The sequence below is a fragment of the Desulfothermus sp. genome, from assembly GCF_053993635.1.
Genome location: NZ_JBMYBT010000013.1, coordinates 36,599 through 51,469 on the forward strand (window position 1 = coordinate 36,599; position 14,871 = coordinate 51,469).

Sequence of the window (14,871 nt, forward strand, 5' to 3'; positions counted from 1 at the left end):
CTCAGTACCCTATTCTTTTTAATATTCCAAGGGTATTTACAAATTTATATTCTTCAAAAAGCCCAGAGGCAAGAGCCATTTCATATACACGCCTTGGTGCATCTCCTCCCAGTGACGGGTCAAAAAATACGTCGTGTATCCCCAAAAAACCCCCAGGGATTATATGGGGTGCCCAGGATATATAATCTCTTTTGGCAGACTCAAAACTGTGACTTCCGTCTATAAAAACAAAGGATAAGGGAGTTGCCCATTTTCTTGCCACTATATGAGATTTAGCAACTATTGGAACAACATTATCTAACAATAAGGCCCTTTCTATGTTCTTTTCAAATTCATTAAAGGTATTTATTCTGCCCAACTTCTCATCATATAGCTCTGGGTCAAAATATTCTTCACCAACTTGATGTTCCTCTGAGCCCCTGTGATGATCAATGGAAAAAAGTATTCCTCCACTTTCTCTAACACCAACGCCTATGCAAATTGTAGAGAGGCCACAATAACTGCCAATCTCAAGGCATGGACCCATTCTAGCAGAGCTTAGCCCCATTTCATACAATGTATCCATTTCATCTTCTGCTAAAAAGCCTTTGACTTCTGATAAAAAAGGAACCTTTTCTTTTATTTTTGTCATAACTATCACCAGACAAACAAGGGGATGGAAAATCCCTTAGCCATCCCATCCCCTGTTACATAATTTAAATAACATTTGCATTCTTTAATGCATAAAGAACCACTTTTTGCATTAATTTCTCTTTTATTGTACTTGGATTATCCAATTTCATCCGCTCCAAATAAGGTCTTGCTTGAGCAGGATACGATCCTTTTGTAAACAAGGTCTTGGTAAGTTTTAGTTTGCCAAAAACATTTTCCTTTGCCAAGGCCTTTAATGCTCTTCCAAGAACCAATTCTTCTTTCGTAAAATCAGTTCCAAAAGGAAACTCCTTTATAACACCCTTTTGCTTGTATTTTTGCATCACACTATTAATTTTTTCTGGGTTATTATACCTAAACCTATCAGGAACTCTATAGTCCTTTGGAATCTTCATACTTTCTTTGGCCTTTTTAAGAAGTTTCTCCTGAAAACGAGAATCTGTTACATTCAAAAGGGCCATCATAACCTCTTTGTCTGTTTTTCCCCTTAAATCAGCAATGCCGTATTCTGTAACCACGATATCCCTAAGGTGCCTTGGAACTGTGACTTCTCCATATTCCCAGACAATATTAGACATTACTTTTCCGTTAATTGTTTTTGTGCTCCTCAACATTATGACAAATCTAGCATCAGGCAGGGCATGCGCCATGGCAACAAAATTATACTGGCCTCCAGGACCACTTAACACCCGTGAATTATTTAGTGTATGAGATATTATTGCCCCATTTAACATAACCATAAGCGCAGCATTTATAAAACGCCCATCCTTTCTCTGTAGAGATCTCAATTTTTCATCACCATAAAGTTGATTTATTTCATTAACCCCCCTCATATTTATCTCTTTTAATCTCTCTTCAGGCATAGCCCTCAAGTACTCATAAAATTTATTAGGACCAAAGAAAAAACTTGCATTTATCAATATTCCATTTTTTAAATGATCTCCAAGGCAATATTTGGTAACCTCATTGAAATTTGACTTATCACCTAAATCATTTGAAAATTCCTTATCACCAATTTTCAATACATTATTTTCTAAGGCTACTTCTTGTTTAAAGATCCCAAATTTTTTCAGGTAATCCACATCTTCTTGGGTCAACTGCTGATGAATGGCAAGCTCATCCATTAAATACTTTAGAACATCTGGATGGATCTTTGAATTTATTTTTCCCTCATTAACCAATTTTTGAATAGCAATATCATCATAAACCCGTCTCTTAATGATCCCTGCCTTATAAAGTTCTATCATTGTGTCAACAAACATCTCCGAGGATATATGCAGTCCTTCCTCAAATGTGCCTGTACCTCCGTAATTTCCTATTAATTCACTAGCAGTGTCTAATACACCAAGATCATTTAGAATATTTTTATACTCTGAATTATTTTGATGCCTTAATACAAGTCCACTTATAACAGCATCCCCAAGGGAGCCTATTCCAACCTGAAGTGTCCCACCATCCTTTACAAGACTACTTGCTTGCAATCCTACTGTCCAGTCAGTAAGAAATACGGGCTCCTTTGGCACATGAAACATCTCAAAATCATATTTTCTATTATCCACAACCACATCGTAAAAATCCTCTTCAACCAGTGCCTTGCCATACATAAATGGGGCCTTTTCATTGGTCTGGGCAACAATAACTCCTTTTTTGCCGTTTTCAATTTCCTTTCTCATTATTTGTCCGGCTTCTAGATGTGTATCTGGATCTGAACTCATGCTAAAATATCTTTTACCATTTATATCCTTTTTGTTTATTTGCTGGACAAGGACATTTACACCCTGAATTATTCCATCTCTCACTGCATGGGTGTAATTGGAACAAAGAAAATTTTGTTGAGAGTGTGCACAGTTAAGCCTGGCTCCTGGTTTGAAAAAAAACTGGATCAATTCAAAATTTGAAGGAGGATTAGAGAGTTCATTCACATATTCTAAAACAGGATAGTCAGGCCAAAGCCTTTTCACCATGGGCTCAATGAGCCTTTTTTCTAACTCGTTTTTCCAGGATGGGGGATTTAAATTAAGGGCTGTAATGAGTTTTAGATGGATAGACTTATCTTTTTTTATCCTTTGATAAAGGGCATTTAAAAGATGATTTGGCTTACCTATGCCAAAAGGAGCTGCTACTATAAGATCCTTGCCCACCCTTTTTATAATTTCATCAACACATGTTTCAACATCGTCTAAATATAAAGGTCTTTGATTATCCATAATAAATACTCCCCTACTAGATTTTAAATTTTATATCCTATGAGAAAATTTATCTACTATGTCAAGAAAAGTTAGAAAGGAAACAAAGTTTTTAAAAGGAAAGCACAATTTATATTAAACACAAAATTATTAAAGCAAGGCTGTAGTTATTTTTTCTAAGTAGCAATATAGCTCTTTAAAAAAACCGCCATCTCCAGGAAATGGCCCTGTTAATTTTAAAAGCAGGTTGTGGATTTTTGATGAGCCAAATTTATCCGGCGGGCGTTGGGTATTTTCCAGGAAAAATTGTCTCTGCAATATTATATACTCTTCAAAAGACTGAATGAATTTATTGAAAAGAGCCAAAAAGTCTTTTTTTGTTCTCCTCCAAAGTTCTTTGGAACTCTCTGTTGGTTGAAATTCCAGCAATAATGAACACATACACAAAAGGCTGTTTAAGCACAGACCTATAACTCCCCTTCTCCATCCAATGAGCCACTTCTTTCTCCAGCATATAAGAAAATTTTCCTGCGCCTTGTCTATAAGCTCTATAAGAGAATTTTTAACATAGATTAAGTCTTCATCTCCCCATCTTATATTAGGGTTTTTTAGATCAAGCTCCTCAATTTCTCTATATTCAATTTGATCTTGAATAAAATCAGACAAAATATGGACAAAAAACCTGTTGGCAAACTCAGACGCAGGGGTCTCAAGGTGGGGATAACTTAAAAGAAATCTTCCCTTAAAATAATCCCCAATAAGAATACATGGTTCAGATACAAGTAACTCAAAATTTAGATTTATGCCATATATATCCTCTACATGGGAGATGTCCATTTTTTCTAAGATATTATAAGGGATATCTGCAATCCAGAGGTCATCTCCTGGGGCATTATATCTTGCCAAGACTTTTACATTTTCAGAAGGAATCCAATCAAACTGAGAGGGCCACCATACTGGCATCTGCCCTTTATCCTCTACAAAAGAGCCATCTAAAAATGCATCATGATCTAAATCAACCCATATATGTCCACTAAAGTTTGGGAGACGCAAAGACATATTCTTCCTACCAAAGGGACATAATCCAAGGTTCAACTCCCCATGATTTAGAGCCAAACCTGCCCCTCCACAAATACCAATATAAATCCCACCTGTTTTCACATACTCCCTTAGTGTCTGAATCCCCCTATCTTTTAATGTTCTGGCCTTTTGTGATGCAAATCCCCCAGGAACTATTAAAACTTTTATATCCTTTAGTTTATCAAGTTTGGTGTTATCAATGAGCTCAAAATCAACCTCTAGTTCCTTGAAAAAATGGATAAACAAAACACCCCACATGTGTGAATCGGGAAAGTAGAGACCAATCATGAACTTAATTTTCCTCAGATTTTAGTGCATGGATTGCTGCATCTAAATCATACAGTTTCAATGGATTCATGCCTCCTCCCTTATACATCTCTGATGCAAGTCTTGCTGCCTCATAGGTAATCCACCCATGTTCCTCATAGAGTTTTGGGTCATCATCATTGTGTAACCTGAATTCAATAACTCCGTCTACCTCCCTCACATACATCTTTACCCTTTTATTTAAGGGCACGGGATAATAGAAAACACCACGACTATCCTTCACCTTGTACCTCCTCAATTTTTTTTGTTTTTCTTGGCCACGTCTTTATTATGGTGTGAATCAGAGTAAGCAAAGGTATGGCAAAAAATACTCCCCAAAGGCCCCAAAGACCCCCAAATATAATAACGCCCAACATTATTGCAACTGGATGTAAATTAACAAATCCTGACATAAGTATGGGGACCAATAGATTTCCATCTAAAAATTGAATAATTGAATATCCCAAAACTGAAACCACTAATTCTCTGGAAAATCCCCATTGAAAATATGCCACCAATGCTACTGGAACAGTCATCACTATTGCTCCAACAAAAGGGATTAAAACCGAAAGCCCTATAAATAAACTAAGCAATAATGCAAATTCCAAATGAATAATAATAAAAAACACATAAGTTACGAGCCACACAATAACTATCTCCCACATCTTGCCTTGCAAAAATTTAGCAATCTTTTCATTTACTTCTCTCCAAACCTTTGACGTAAATTCTATATTTTCTGGTAATAAATTTCTTAAATACATTAAAATAGCGTTTTTATCTTTTAGCAAAAAAAATGTAATTAAAGGCACTAATACGAGATATATTAAAAAATTTACAATGCCCATAATGGATGAAATAGAATAAGATAAAGCATTTTTTCCCAAACTTCTTATTTGATCCACTATAAAACCAGTTAATGTGTCTAATTGAATTTTGGATATTATATTTGGATATCTTTGTAACAGGTTTTTTATATGGCTCTTCCAGGTAATTATCATTGCAGGTAAATCCTGTAAAAACTGTGAAAACTGTTTTATAGCAAGTGGTATTATCCACAAAAATAAGACAATCAATGAAGTCATAAACAAAATAAATACTAAAATAACTGCAACTGTTCTTGGAATTTTTAATCTTTCAAGAGGTTTAATAATGCCCTCTAATATATATGCCAACATTATACTGGTAAATACAGGCACTAAATATTGACCCAAAAAATATATTGATATTGCAACTACAAAAACTATAATTAAAAAGATTGAAACTTGAGGATCATTGAGATATTCTTTTATTTTTTCCTTTAACCACATATTTACTCCGCCTGTTAAATTAAACCATACAATGGTCCACCACGTCTACCTAACTCTTTAATCTTGTTTATAGTATCTGGATCTTCTTCTAAAACTGGTGCGTGATATTTTTTTAGCCTTGCATCTATAATAATTGGTCCACGACAACCCCAATGTTTACATCTAATAAATGAATCTACACCATATATATCAGTAGCAGGATCTGAACGGGTAAAAGTGACCCACAAAAAATTATCCCAATTTTTTGTTGTAAAATCCACATCATCTACAACCACAATAAAACAGATTTCCTTTAGATCTTGGTCTTTTAAGCTCTCAGTTAACTCTATTATGGCTGGATCATGTGTATCCCTGTCCAGATTATGGGGAGGGCCTTTTATTACCAAAATAGACTTAAAAAACATCTTGGGATTATAAAACCCTTTTGCTAGGCGCAAATCATTATTTAACTTTGAAGTAAGAGTTCTTTTCTTTTTGCCTGCAACTGAAATTATCACCTTTGAACCCTGATTTAAACTAATTCCTGAGTAATCTAGGGTATCCATTGTTGTCCTGGTAATAAAGTGTAGATCCCTTGTTGGATCTAGCCTTTCCATTACATGTGTAAAAAAATATGGAATATCCTTTGTTGTGAGATGGGGATCATCTTCTTTTGCAGCAATAAATACATATTTTGACAAAGATGTCTGGGTATTGCCCAAAACAGACATACCAGCAGTTAATATTTCTTGTGGAATTCTATTATCTTCAAAGGGAACATAACTTTCTCTGGAAATTGCAAGTAGCAATGGGTGTACACCTGCTGCATCCACTGCATGTACCTCATAAGCTCCACTAAAAACCTTACCAACAAAAGGAGCTACAATTTCATGGATCACATCTCCAATTATTGAATCCTCTTGAGGTGGTCTTCCAACTGTTGTAAATGGCCAGATGGGATTTTCTTTATTGTAATACACCTTCTCTACCTGAAGCACTGGAAAATCATGAACTAGGCTATAGTATCCAAGATGGTCACCAAATGGCCCTTCTTTTTTAGTTTGTTTCCCATTCACATAACCTGATATACAAAAGTCTGCATTAACTGGTATTGGCAAAGAGCCTTTAGACTTGATAAATTTTATCCTATGCCCAGCCATTAGTGATGCAAAAAACACCTCTGGCATACCTTGTGGAAGGGGCATAATTGCACTAAAGGTCATTGCTGGAGGACCACCAACAAAGATATTTACTTTAAATTTCTCGCCCATTAAAATGGCCTTTTGGTGGTGATAGGCAATCCCTCTATGTATTTGATAGTGAAGACCAACTTCTTTATTTTCAATAAATTGATTGCCATTTAACTGAATTCTATACATTCCAAGATTGGAATTTTTAAAACCACCCTTTGTAGGGTCTTCACTATATACCTGAGGGAGGGTTATATATCCACCCCCATCCATGGGCCAGGATTTAAGATAAGGAAGATCACTTATTTTGCAGGTCTTAAAAAATTCATCAATATCTTTTTTTATAACCCTGGGCATTATACATAAACCCATTTTAAAAATATAGTACCACGCCTTTGGATCCTTTATAAGGGCTTTAGGGTCTTTGATAATTTTTAAAACCTTGTCCCATGTTTTAAAAAAATCTCTGAAAATATATTTGATTCTCTTTTTTGTGCCAAAAAGATTCCCCACCATTGGAAATTTTGTACCTTTTACTTTAGTAAACAAAATAGCAGGTCCACCCTTTCTAAAGATCCTTCTCTGGATTGCAGCAATTTCTAAGTTTGGATCAACTTCTATATCTATTACAACAAGATCTTTATTTTTGTATAAATCCTTGATGCAGGAATTTAAATCACTGTATCCCATGGTTACATATCAATATATATATCTGTTTTTTGTATTTTATTTTTCATCCACCTCTTTAAATATCCTTTAAATATTTCCCGAGATGTAGGCACCAACATACAAAGACCAAGGACATCTGTTATAAGTCCTGGGGTAAGTAGCAAAAGACCTGCTACAAAGATCATAAATGCATCAACTAATTCTTCTGTTGGCATAATACCTTGATACATATTTTCCCTGATCTTGTATAAAGTTCTAAGGCCCTCCCTTTTTGCCAGATATGCCCCAAACACTGCTGTTACTATAACCAGCATAATAGTGTTAAATGGTCCAATTACAGAACCTATTTTTATTAAAAAATAGAGCTCAATAATTGGAACCAGAAAGAAGATTAAAGCTAATTGAAACATAAATAATCTCCCTTAAGTTTTAAAGTGCAACAATGCCTTCTATTTTTGCTGCTTTTTTATAAATAGATATGACCTCTTCTGATGAGGAAACAAAACACCGTGCAGTTATGCTAATAAATTTTCCGCTTTTTGAGTTTCTGAGCTTTACCTCCTCTCCTTGAAATAGTTCTATTACCTGTTTTTTCCTATCCACAGGCACTATGAATTTAAACACATAGTGTTCTGGAAATACGTGTATTTCCTCTAATTTTTCTTTAAATCCTGTCCATGTAAACCCCATAATATCACCTCTTGTTATTTAATTTTTTTAGCATGTTAAATATTTTTACTTTTGTTGCGTTAAATTGTATGTTATTTAGACCAATCATTCAATGATAAAGTTGCATTCATAAAATTGTCAAAAATAATAGTATCAAATGTCAAGATTAATAAAAAATACCTCAATTATTGCTGGTGCCACACTTCTTAGCAGGATACTGGGTTTTTTGCGAGATGTTGTAATTGCGTACTTCCTTGGAACTAGTGCAATGGCAGATGTCTTTTTCGTAGCATTCAGGGTGCCAAACCTACTCAGGAGGCTATTTGCTGAAGGCTCTCTTACCATGGCATTTGTGCCTATTTTTAAAAACCTCCAATTAAAAGAAGGTGAAGATTCCGCATTTTGTTTTGCCAGATCAACATTTTGTTGGTTATTGTCTGTGTTAACCATAATCACAATTTTTGCCATTATTTTTGCCCCATATATCACTTATTTAATTGCCCCTGGTTTTAAAAGCAGACCTGATGTATTTAATTTTACCACAAAGCTAATCAGAATATGTTTTCCATACATAATATTTATATCTGCAGTTGCCCTATGTATGGGAATACTAAATTCACTTGGACATTTTGCATCCCCAGCACTTGCTCCCTGTATTTTAAATATAGTTTTAATTGCAAGCGGATACATTGCATATGTTAAAAAGATAAATATTCCATTAGCACTTTCTTACGGAGTATTAATTGCTGGTATTTCACAATTTTTAATGCAACAACCTGCATTAAAAAAATTCAATTTCTCATGGATTGGCAAGATTGACCTAAAGCACAAGGGACTAAAATTACTTCTAAAACTCATGCTCCCATCTGTGTTTGGGGCGGCAGTATATCAATTAAATATTGTACTAAATACCATCCTGGCATCATATCTACAGGCAGGATCAGTTTCCTATCTATACTACGCAGATAGGCTGGTGCAATTTCCCCTTGGCATTTTTGGAGTGGCTGTTAGTGTAGCAGCCCTTCCAGACTTATCACATCTTGCAGCACAAAAGGACATAACAAAGTTCAAACAAACCTTAAACCAGAGCCTTTACCTGATACTTTTTATATGTCTTCCAGCAACTGCTGGTTTAATGGGACTATCAAGTCCAATTATTAAACTGTTATTTTATAGAGGTGCATTTAATGAAAATAGTGTGCATGCCACTTCTCTTTGTCTTATTGCATATGGCCTTGGACTTCCAGCATTTAGTTTAGTTAGGACTTTAGTATCTTCTCTCTATGCACTAAAAGACACAAAATCCCCAGCAATTGTTGCTTCAATTTGCCTTATTGTTAACCTTGTTAGTGGAGTTTTACTTATGAAAACTCTTAAATATTTTGGTCTTGCCTTAGCTGTATCAATCTCATCATGGGTAAATGTCATACTGTTATCCTATTCGCTCCACCAAAAAATTGGTCACTTCATACAGATACAAAAAAAGCTTTTTATCTTTAGTGTGCTGAGTATCTTTATCTACTTAACCTGCCTCAATCTATCTTCCTTAAACACCCTTTCTATCATGTTTATACCACTAATTGGGGTTTTGTATCTTCTTATCTGCTCACACATGAACATAGAAGAAGCCTCATTTATTTTTAGATTTATAAAAAAAACAAAATAATCTCAGTAAAAATATTAACTGCGTGATTAGTGATTCATGATTAGTGATCAGGGATTAGGAGGCATAAGCACATAAATATTTATAAAATTTCTTTGTAGACTTCTAAATTAAAATTAGTTGTTTTTTGGAATACAACCACACAAATCAAAAAGCTTTTTGGTGACATCTTTACTGACATTCACCGATATTTATGCACTTGTGCTAAAATATTGATTAGAAAATAGGAGTCACGATTCACTATTTACGATTTACGAATCACGAATCACCAATCACGAATCACGTATTTAACTTAGTCCAACAATTGTGTTATTTTTTTGAGAGCTATCTTGACATTATTGAATATTTTCAGTTAACAGTGACTATAGTTTATAACCAAAACCAACCAACCGATAAGGAGAAAGGTGCATGAAAAATGTAACAAAATTTATTCCTATTTTATTTGCTTTGCTCCTGCTGATTGTGGGCTGTGCAGGTAGTGGAGACAAAGACACAGCCACCCATGTATCGGGTAAAGTAATTCAAAGTTATGTTGCCAATGCAACTGTATGTATGGACTCAAATGAGAACAGAATATGTGATTCTGGTGAAGTTTCCACCAAAGCCGATGAAAACGGATATTTTTCTTTACCCATTCCTGATGATGTATCTGGTATGCTCCTGTCACAAGGTGGAGTTGTTAAATCAACTGGCCAACCTGCGCTTAACTTACTTGCTCCTGTGGGTGCCAAAAATATCACTCCATTGACTACTTTGGTAGCATTAAACCCAAATCTTAAATCCAAGATTGAAGACCTTGGCGGACCATATGACACAGATATTGCGGACCCAAATGGAGTTAATGCAAAATTATTAGGCATCGCCTTGTCTGTGGAAACTGTTTTATACAATCTAAAAAATCAGCTTCAACTTGACCCTGAAAAACAAATGGTGTTAATGACCAGTGTTGCAAAAGAACTGGGAGATACCACTTTAGATAGTGACACCAACATTATTAATGCCTTTAAGAAGGGGATAAAAGAAGCATTAGACATAAATGCAACTATTAGTGCTATAACCTCTAGTATTCAAAATATTCTTGATAATATTGGAGAAGGAACGGTTAAAGAAAAAGAGGTTTTATCTACTTTAAAGGACATTGTGTATGTAAATGTTTTCCCTGTGCTCGATCCCATAAAGGAGATCTTGCCTGTCCCCAATGACATTATCTGGGCCAATACCAATGGTAAAGTGATGTTACCCACTAATTCAACTGATCCTGCCCAAAATGCCCTGTATTCAGCTATAAACCAACTTGGAATTAAAGGTCTTAGCTGCAATTCTCCAATTGCTATCCCCCTTAGCAGTACAACACCACTAGATGAAGAATCTCTAAAAAATAATATCTACCTCATCAATACAACCACTTTGGCTGGAGCTATCTATATGGCTCTTAGTCAAATGGGAATGCAACCTTCAGGTACTGATTTACCCAGCATATTATCATCATTATCGCAATTAACCCCTGATGATTTACAGAAGTTAATTAGCAATTTGGATTTAGAAAATGTAGACATGGATAAAATCAAGATAGTGCAAGAGGGAAATTATCTTAAAATCTTTCCATTAAAGCCACTTGATCCTGGCGTCCAATATCTGGTTGTGCTAAAATCAGGAATTAAATTGGAGTCAGGAACAAATTTGACATCTAGCATGCTATTTGACCTTTTAAAATCATCGTCTGAGATAACTACAGAAGACTTGAAAAATTTGGAACCCTTAAGAAAAGCGTACTCACCTCTTTTTGCACTTCTAAACGCCTATGGAATTAACAAAAATGACATTTTGGAACTCTTTACATTTACAACTGCAGACAAGACATTGAGTTTACAAGACTTTGGTCTGATTGCCGCTGACCTCAACAGGACACACTCAAAATATTTTATAATTGCTTCTGATCTTCCAATTTCTGGACTTAAATTATCTAATGCAACATCTGAATACTATCAAATAAACAGCGCCATAGGCCTTCTCAAAGGCCTTGCAAGTGTGAACAGCAGTGCATTTACTTCCTTTGATATTACAACTCTAACAAACAATCCACCAACTTCTATATCTGTTCCTTATATAGTAGTTAATGGTAATCTATACTCCGATTCAGTGCTGGTGTTTCAACATGGGTTAGGTGGAAAGAAAGAAGCTGCACAAATCCTGGCGCAAAAAATAACAAATATACCAATAATCGCCATGGATCTTCCAAAACATGGTGAGAGGAGCACAGACCCTGCAAATTCAGGAGCAGATTATCTAACTGGTAATATTGGCCAGGATAGAATCAATCTATATCAATCTTACTTTGATATAGGAATGTTTTTAAATTTAATAAAAGATGGTAAATTTGATATAGATGGAGACGGAAATCCCGATCTGCCTACAAATATATATTTTGTAGGGCAATCTATGGGCTCAATTACTGGATCTGTTGCAACATCTCTAAATAGCAATATTGTTGATAAAGTTGTATTAAATGTTGGTGGTGCTAACTTTGCTGCACTTGTTGACCAGGCTTCAAATAAGCTTATTCAGGGGCTCTTAAATAGCATGGGACTTACAAAGAACAATACCGAATATTTTATCACTCTGGGTATCTTACAACTACTTTTAGATCCATCAGATCCAGTATATCTTGCTAAAAACACTATTCATGACAAAGTTATGGTACAGACTTCATACCATGACACTGTTGTTTCCAATATCTCAAATAAATTACTTGCTTATACACTTGGATTTGACCGACCTAACACCGTTACTCCTAGTTCTTCTGATCCCACCAACTACAGCAACTGGTTTATGTTTAAAGGAGATGGAGATAAGAATTGGATAACCCATGGTATATTACTTGGAGTTCATCCAGAATATTATCCAGAAGCAGCAGACTATTTAGACAATAGTAATTTAGAATGGGCCTATGATAAGATAAATGATTTTATATTTAATTATCTTCAGTAAAAATTAGTGGAGGTACTTATGAAAAAATTGATGTTATTTTTTGGTATTATCTTGCTTATCTCTTCAAATACTCTTTTCGCAGCAAATGTGGATACATTTGGCATTGGAGCAAAGGCAACAGCCCTTGGTGGAGCTTATGCTGCCTATGCTGATGATGTATATGCTGTCTACTACAATCCAGCTGGCTTAACTCAGATAAAAAACAAACAGATCTCCATTGGATCTGTTATGATAGATCCATACCTAAAGGGTAAAAATTACAAAATAGAAAAAAATGGCTCGACCTTAGCTGGACCTGTTGATTTTGAAGATGAATCACCATTATTTATTGTCCCACATCTTGGTTTTGCCATGCCCATAAATGAAAAAATAACCATTGCAATAACAGCTTACGTCCCCTATGGCCTCCACCTAAGATGGGATAATACTGAAAACTTTTATCAAAATCCTGGTTCATACAATTGCTATGAATCATGGTACTGCAGAGAAGCAGTCACACCTACAATTGGATATAAAATAAATGAGAAGTTCTCTATTGGTTTTGGTGTATCCTTAGAAAAGTCAGAAGCATGAACTTAGTTAAATTCTTATGCCATGTGGCCTCTCACTGTGAGAGAAAAAATTGAGCTCACAGATGATTTTAACTATTCATTTAATTTTGGAGTTATGTACAAAATTACTGACCAATTTACTATAGGTGTGACCTATCGTAGTATGGCGGATGCAGACTTTGAAGGCGATTTAAAACTAAAAAACCTCTCTCAAACAGAGAAAGCCATATTAGCTGCCCAGGGAATCACCAGATATAAAACAGATGTGTCATTGGACGATGTGGATCATCCAAATCAGGTCCAAATAGGACTTAGATATTCCCCAAATCCCAAACTCTCAATAGAAGCAGACCTTGTCTGGACCCAGTGGTCTATGGTTGATTATCAGACATTAGAAATAAAAGATCCTATGTTTCAACAAGCCCTTGGAGTAAAAGAGATAAAAATGAAAAGAGACTGGAAGGATACAAATCAGGAAAAAATAGGTATTGAATACAAACTAACAGATATCCTCACTTTGAGATGTGGTTATTTTTATGATCCAAGTCCAATACCTGACGACACCTATGATAGTATATGGCCAGATGTAGATAAAAAGACCTATTCAATTGGCGCGGGTCTAAATTTCGGGAAATGGCAAATCGATGGAACCTTACAGTATACTATAACAGAAAAAGATAGAGTAATTGGAGGGGAAAGTGTAAATCTTAATAACACATATGGTGATGATGCCAAGGTATCCCTTAAGGGAAGTGGAGAACTCTGAGGCTATGGTATAACAATTACTTATAACTTCTAAAAACACAGGAGGGGTAGGGCGACTACCCTATCCCTCCTTAATTTCCTTCTGTTTTCTGTTCCAGCTTCGAAATCCTATCTTCCAGTTCCCTAATTCTGTTCAAGGCTTCATTAAATTCTTCACGTCTTACAAGATCCAAGGAACTTAGAGACTTTTTTAAGGCATTATTAATATCTTCTTTATAAGTCTCCAATTCCTTTTCTCCAGCTTCTATTATCTCTTTTGTCAGGCTCTCTGCCTCCTTGGCACTTATCTTACCCTCTTCCTCCAATTTTTTCATAACCTCTAACACCTTTTTTTTAGTAACCACCATTGTGCCAAGTCCTGCAAACATAGCTTTTTTAAAAAAATCAAACATATTTCCCCCCCTTTTATTAATTTATTATACAATCATGTTTCATTTAACCATCTAAAATCTCTTTTTTAAAATTAATTATTGATGGGGGAATTGACAAGATATACTTTTTATATTCATGGGACTTTGCTATAGCCCTATTTAAAAATATATCTGCCACCTTTTGTTTTCGTAACTCTTTTTTAGCATCAATTGCCAGCAAACAAGAGGTTATCAAAAATATCCCTAGCTCAACTAATCTCCTTGCATGATAGTGCTGAAATTGAGAATCACCAACTTCTTTAATGTGTTTTATGCAACTATCTAAACACTCCTTTAGCTCTAAAATCCCTTGTTTTAGATTTAAATCACTAATTTTGGGAATAAGTTCATCTGTAAGATTCATTACCCCACCAGTTATAACCCCTCCAATAGCTGCATGAACCTGGAGCTGGGTAGTGCCTTCATAGATATTTGTAATCCTTGCGTCCCTGTACAA

The 14,871-nt window shown here is 35.2% G+C and carries 12 protein-coding genes and 1 pseudogene; 3 read left to right on the forward strand and 10 right to left on the reverse strand.

Annotation, left to right across the window (positions count from 1 at the left end):
• Nucleotide 1 precedes the first annotated feature (1 nt).
• From ACY2V1_RS01005 to ACY2V1_RS01040, 8 genes are all read right to left on the reverse strand, one after another.
• Nucleotides 2-631 (reverse strand): class I SAM-dependent methyltransferase, encoded by a 630-nt coding sequence (locus ACY2V1_RS01005; protein WP_461832928.1) that lies wholly within the window; start codon nt 629-631, stop codon nt 2-4.
• Nucleotides 632-695: 64 nt separating this feature from the next.
• A complete protein-coding gene (locus ACY2V1_RS01010; RefSeq protein WP_461832929.1) occupies nt 696-2,858 on the reverse strand; it encodes an acetyl-CoA hydrolase/transferase C-terminal domain-containing protein in 2,163 nt (720 codons plus the stop codon).
• A gap of 129 nt (nt 2,859-2,987) precedes the next feature.
• Nucleotides 2,988-4,205, reverse strand: coding sequence for a BPL-N domain-containing protein (locus tag ACY2V1_RS01015; protein ID WP_461832930.1), 1,218 nt, complete (start codon nt 4,203-4,205; stop codon nt 2,988-2,990).
• Between the two features lie 4 nt (nt 4,206-4,209).
• On the reverse strand, nt 4,210-4,467 hold the full coding sequence (locus tag ACY2V1_RS01020) for a hypothetical protein (protein ID WP_461832931.1): 258 nt from the start codon (nt 4,465-4,467) through the stop codon (nt 4,210-4,212).
• Nucleotides 4,457-5,530, reverse strand: a complete 1,074-nt coding sequence (locus tag ACY2V1_RS01025) for an AI-2E family transporter (RefSeq protein WP_461832932.1) — start codon at nt 5,528-5,530, stop codon at nt 4,457-4,459. Before ACY2V1_RS01025 ends, ACY2V1_RS01020 begins: the two co-directional genes overlap by 11 nt.
• 14 nt (nt 5,531-5,544) lie before the next feature.
• Nucleotides 5,545-7,389 (reverse strand): UbiD family decarboxylase, encoded by a 1,845-nt coding sequence (locus tag ACY2V1_RS01030; protein WP_461832933.1) that lies wholly within the window; start codon nt 7,387-7,389, stop codon nt 5,545-5,547.
• 2 nt (nt 7,390-7,391) lie between these two features.
• Complete coding sequence (locus ACY2V1_RS01035; RefSeq protein WP_461832934.1) at nt 7,392-7,778, reverse strand: FxsA family protein; 387 nt, start codon at nt 7,776-7,778, stop codon at nt 7,392-7,394.
• 19 nt (nt 7,779-7,797) lie between these two features.
• Nucleotides 7,798-8,058 (reverse strand): DUF493 family protein, encoded by a 261-nt coding sequence (locus tag ACY2V1_RS01040; protein WP_461832935.1) that lies wholly within the window; start codon nt 8,056-8,058, stop codon nt 7,798-7,800.
• A gap of 136 nt (nt 8,059-8,194) precedes the next feature.
• Between ACY2V1_RS01040 and murJ the strand changes: the two genes are divergently transcribed.
• From murJ to ACY2V1_RS01055, 3 genes and pseudogenes are all read left to right on the forward strand, one after another.
• Nucleotides 8,195-9,703, forward strand: coding sequence for a murein biosynthesis integral membrane protein MurJ (gene murJ, locus ACY2V1_RS01045; protein ID WP_461832936.1), 1,509 nt, complete (start codon nt 8,195-8,197; stop codon nt 9,701-9,703).
• Between the two features lie 405 nt (nt 9,704-10,108).
• Nucleotides 10,109-12,688, forward strand: a complete 2,580-nt coding sequence (locus tag ACY2V1_RS01050) for an alpha/beta hydrolase family protein (protein ID WP_461832937.1) — start codon at nt 10,109-10,111, stop codon at nt 12,686-12,688.
• A 30-nt stretch (nt 12,689-12,718) separates the two neighbouring features.
• Nucleotides 12,719-14,005: pseudogene (locus ACY2V1_RS01055) on the forward strand (OmpP1/FadL family transporter).
• Nucleotides 14,006-14,075: 70 nt separating this feature from the next.
• On the opposite strand, the gene ACY2V1_RS01060 reads toward ACY2V1_RS01055, so the two are convergent.
• Nucleotides 14,076-14,396, reverse strand: a complete 321-nt coding sequence (locus ACY2V1_RS01060; protein ID WP_461832938.1) for a phasin family protein — start codon at nt 14,394-14,396, stop codon at nt 14,076-14,078.
• A 43-nt stretch (nt 14,397-14,439) separates the two neighbouring features.
• Nucleotides 14,440-14,871 (reverse strand): Acyl-CoA dehydrogenase C-terminal domain-containing protein (locus tag ACY2V1_RS01065; RefSeq protein WP_461832939.1); only part of this gene is annotated, 432 nt, incomplete at its 5' end.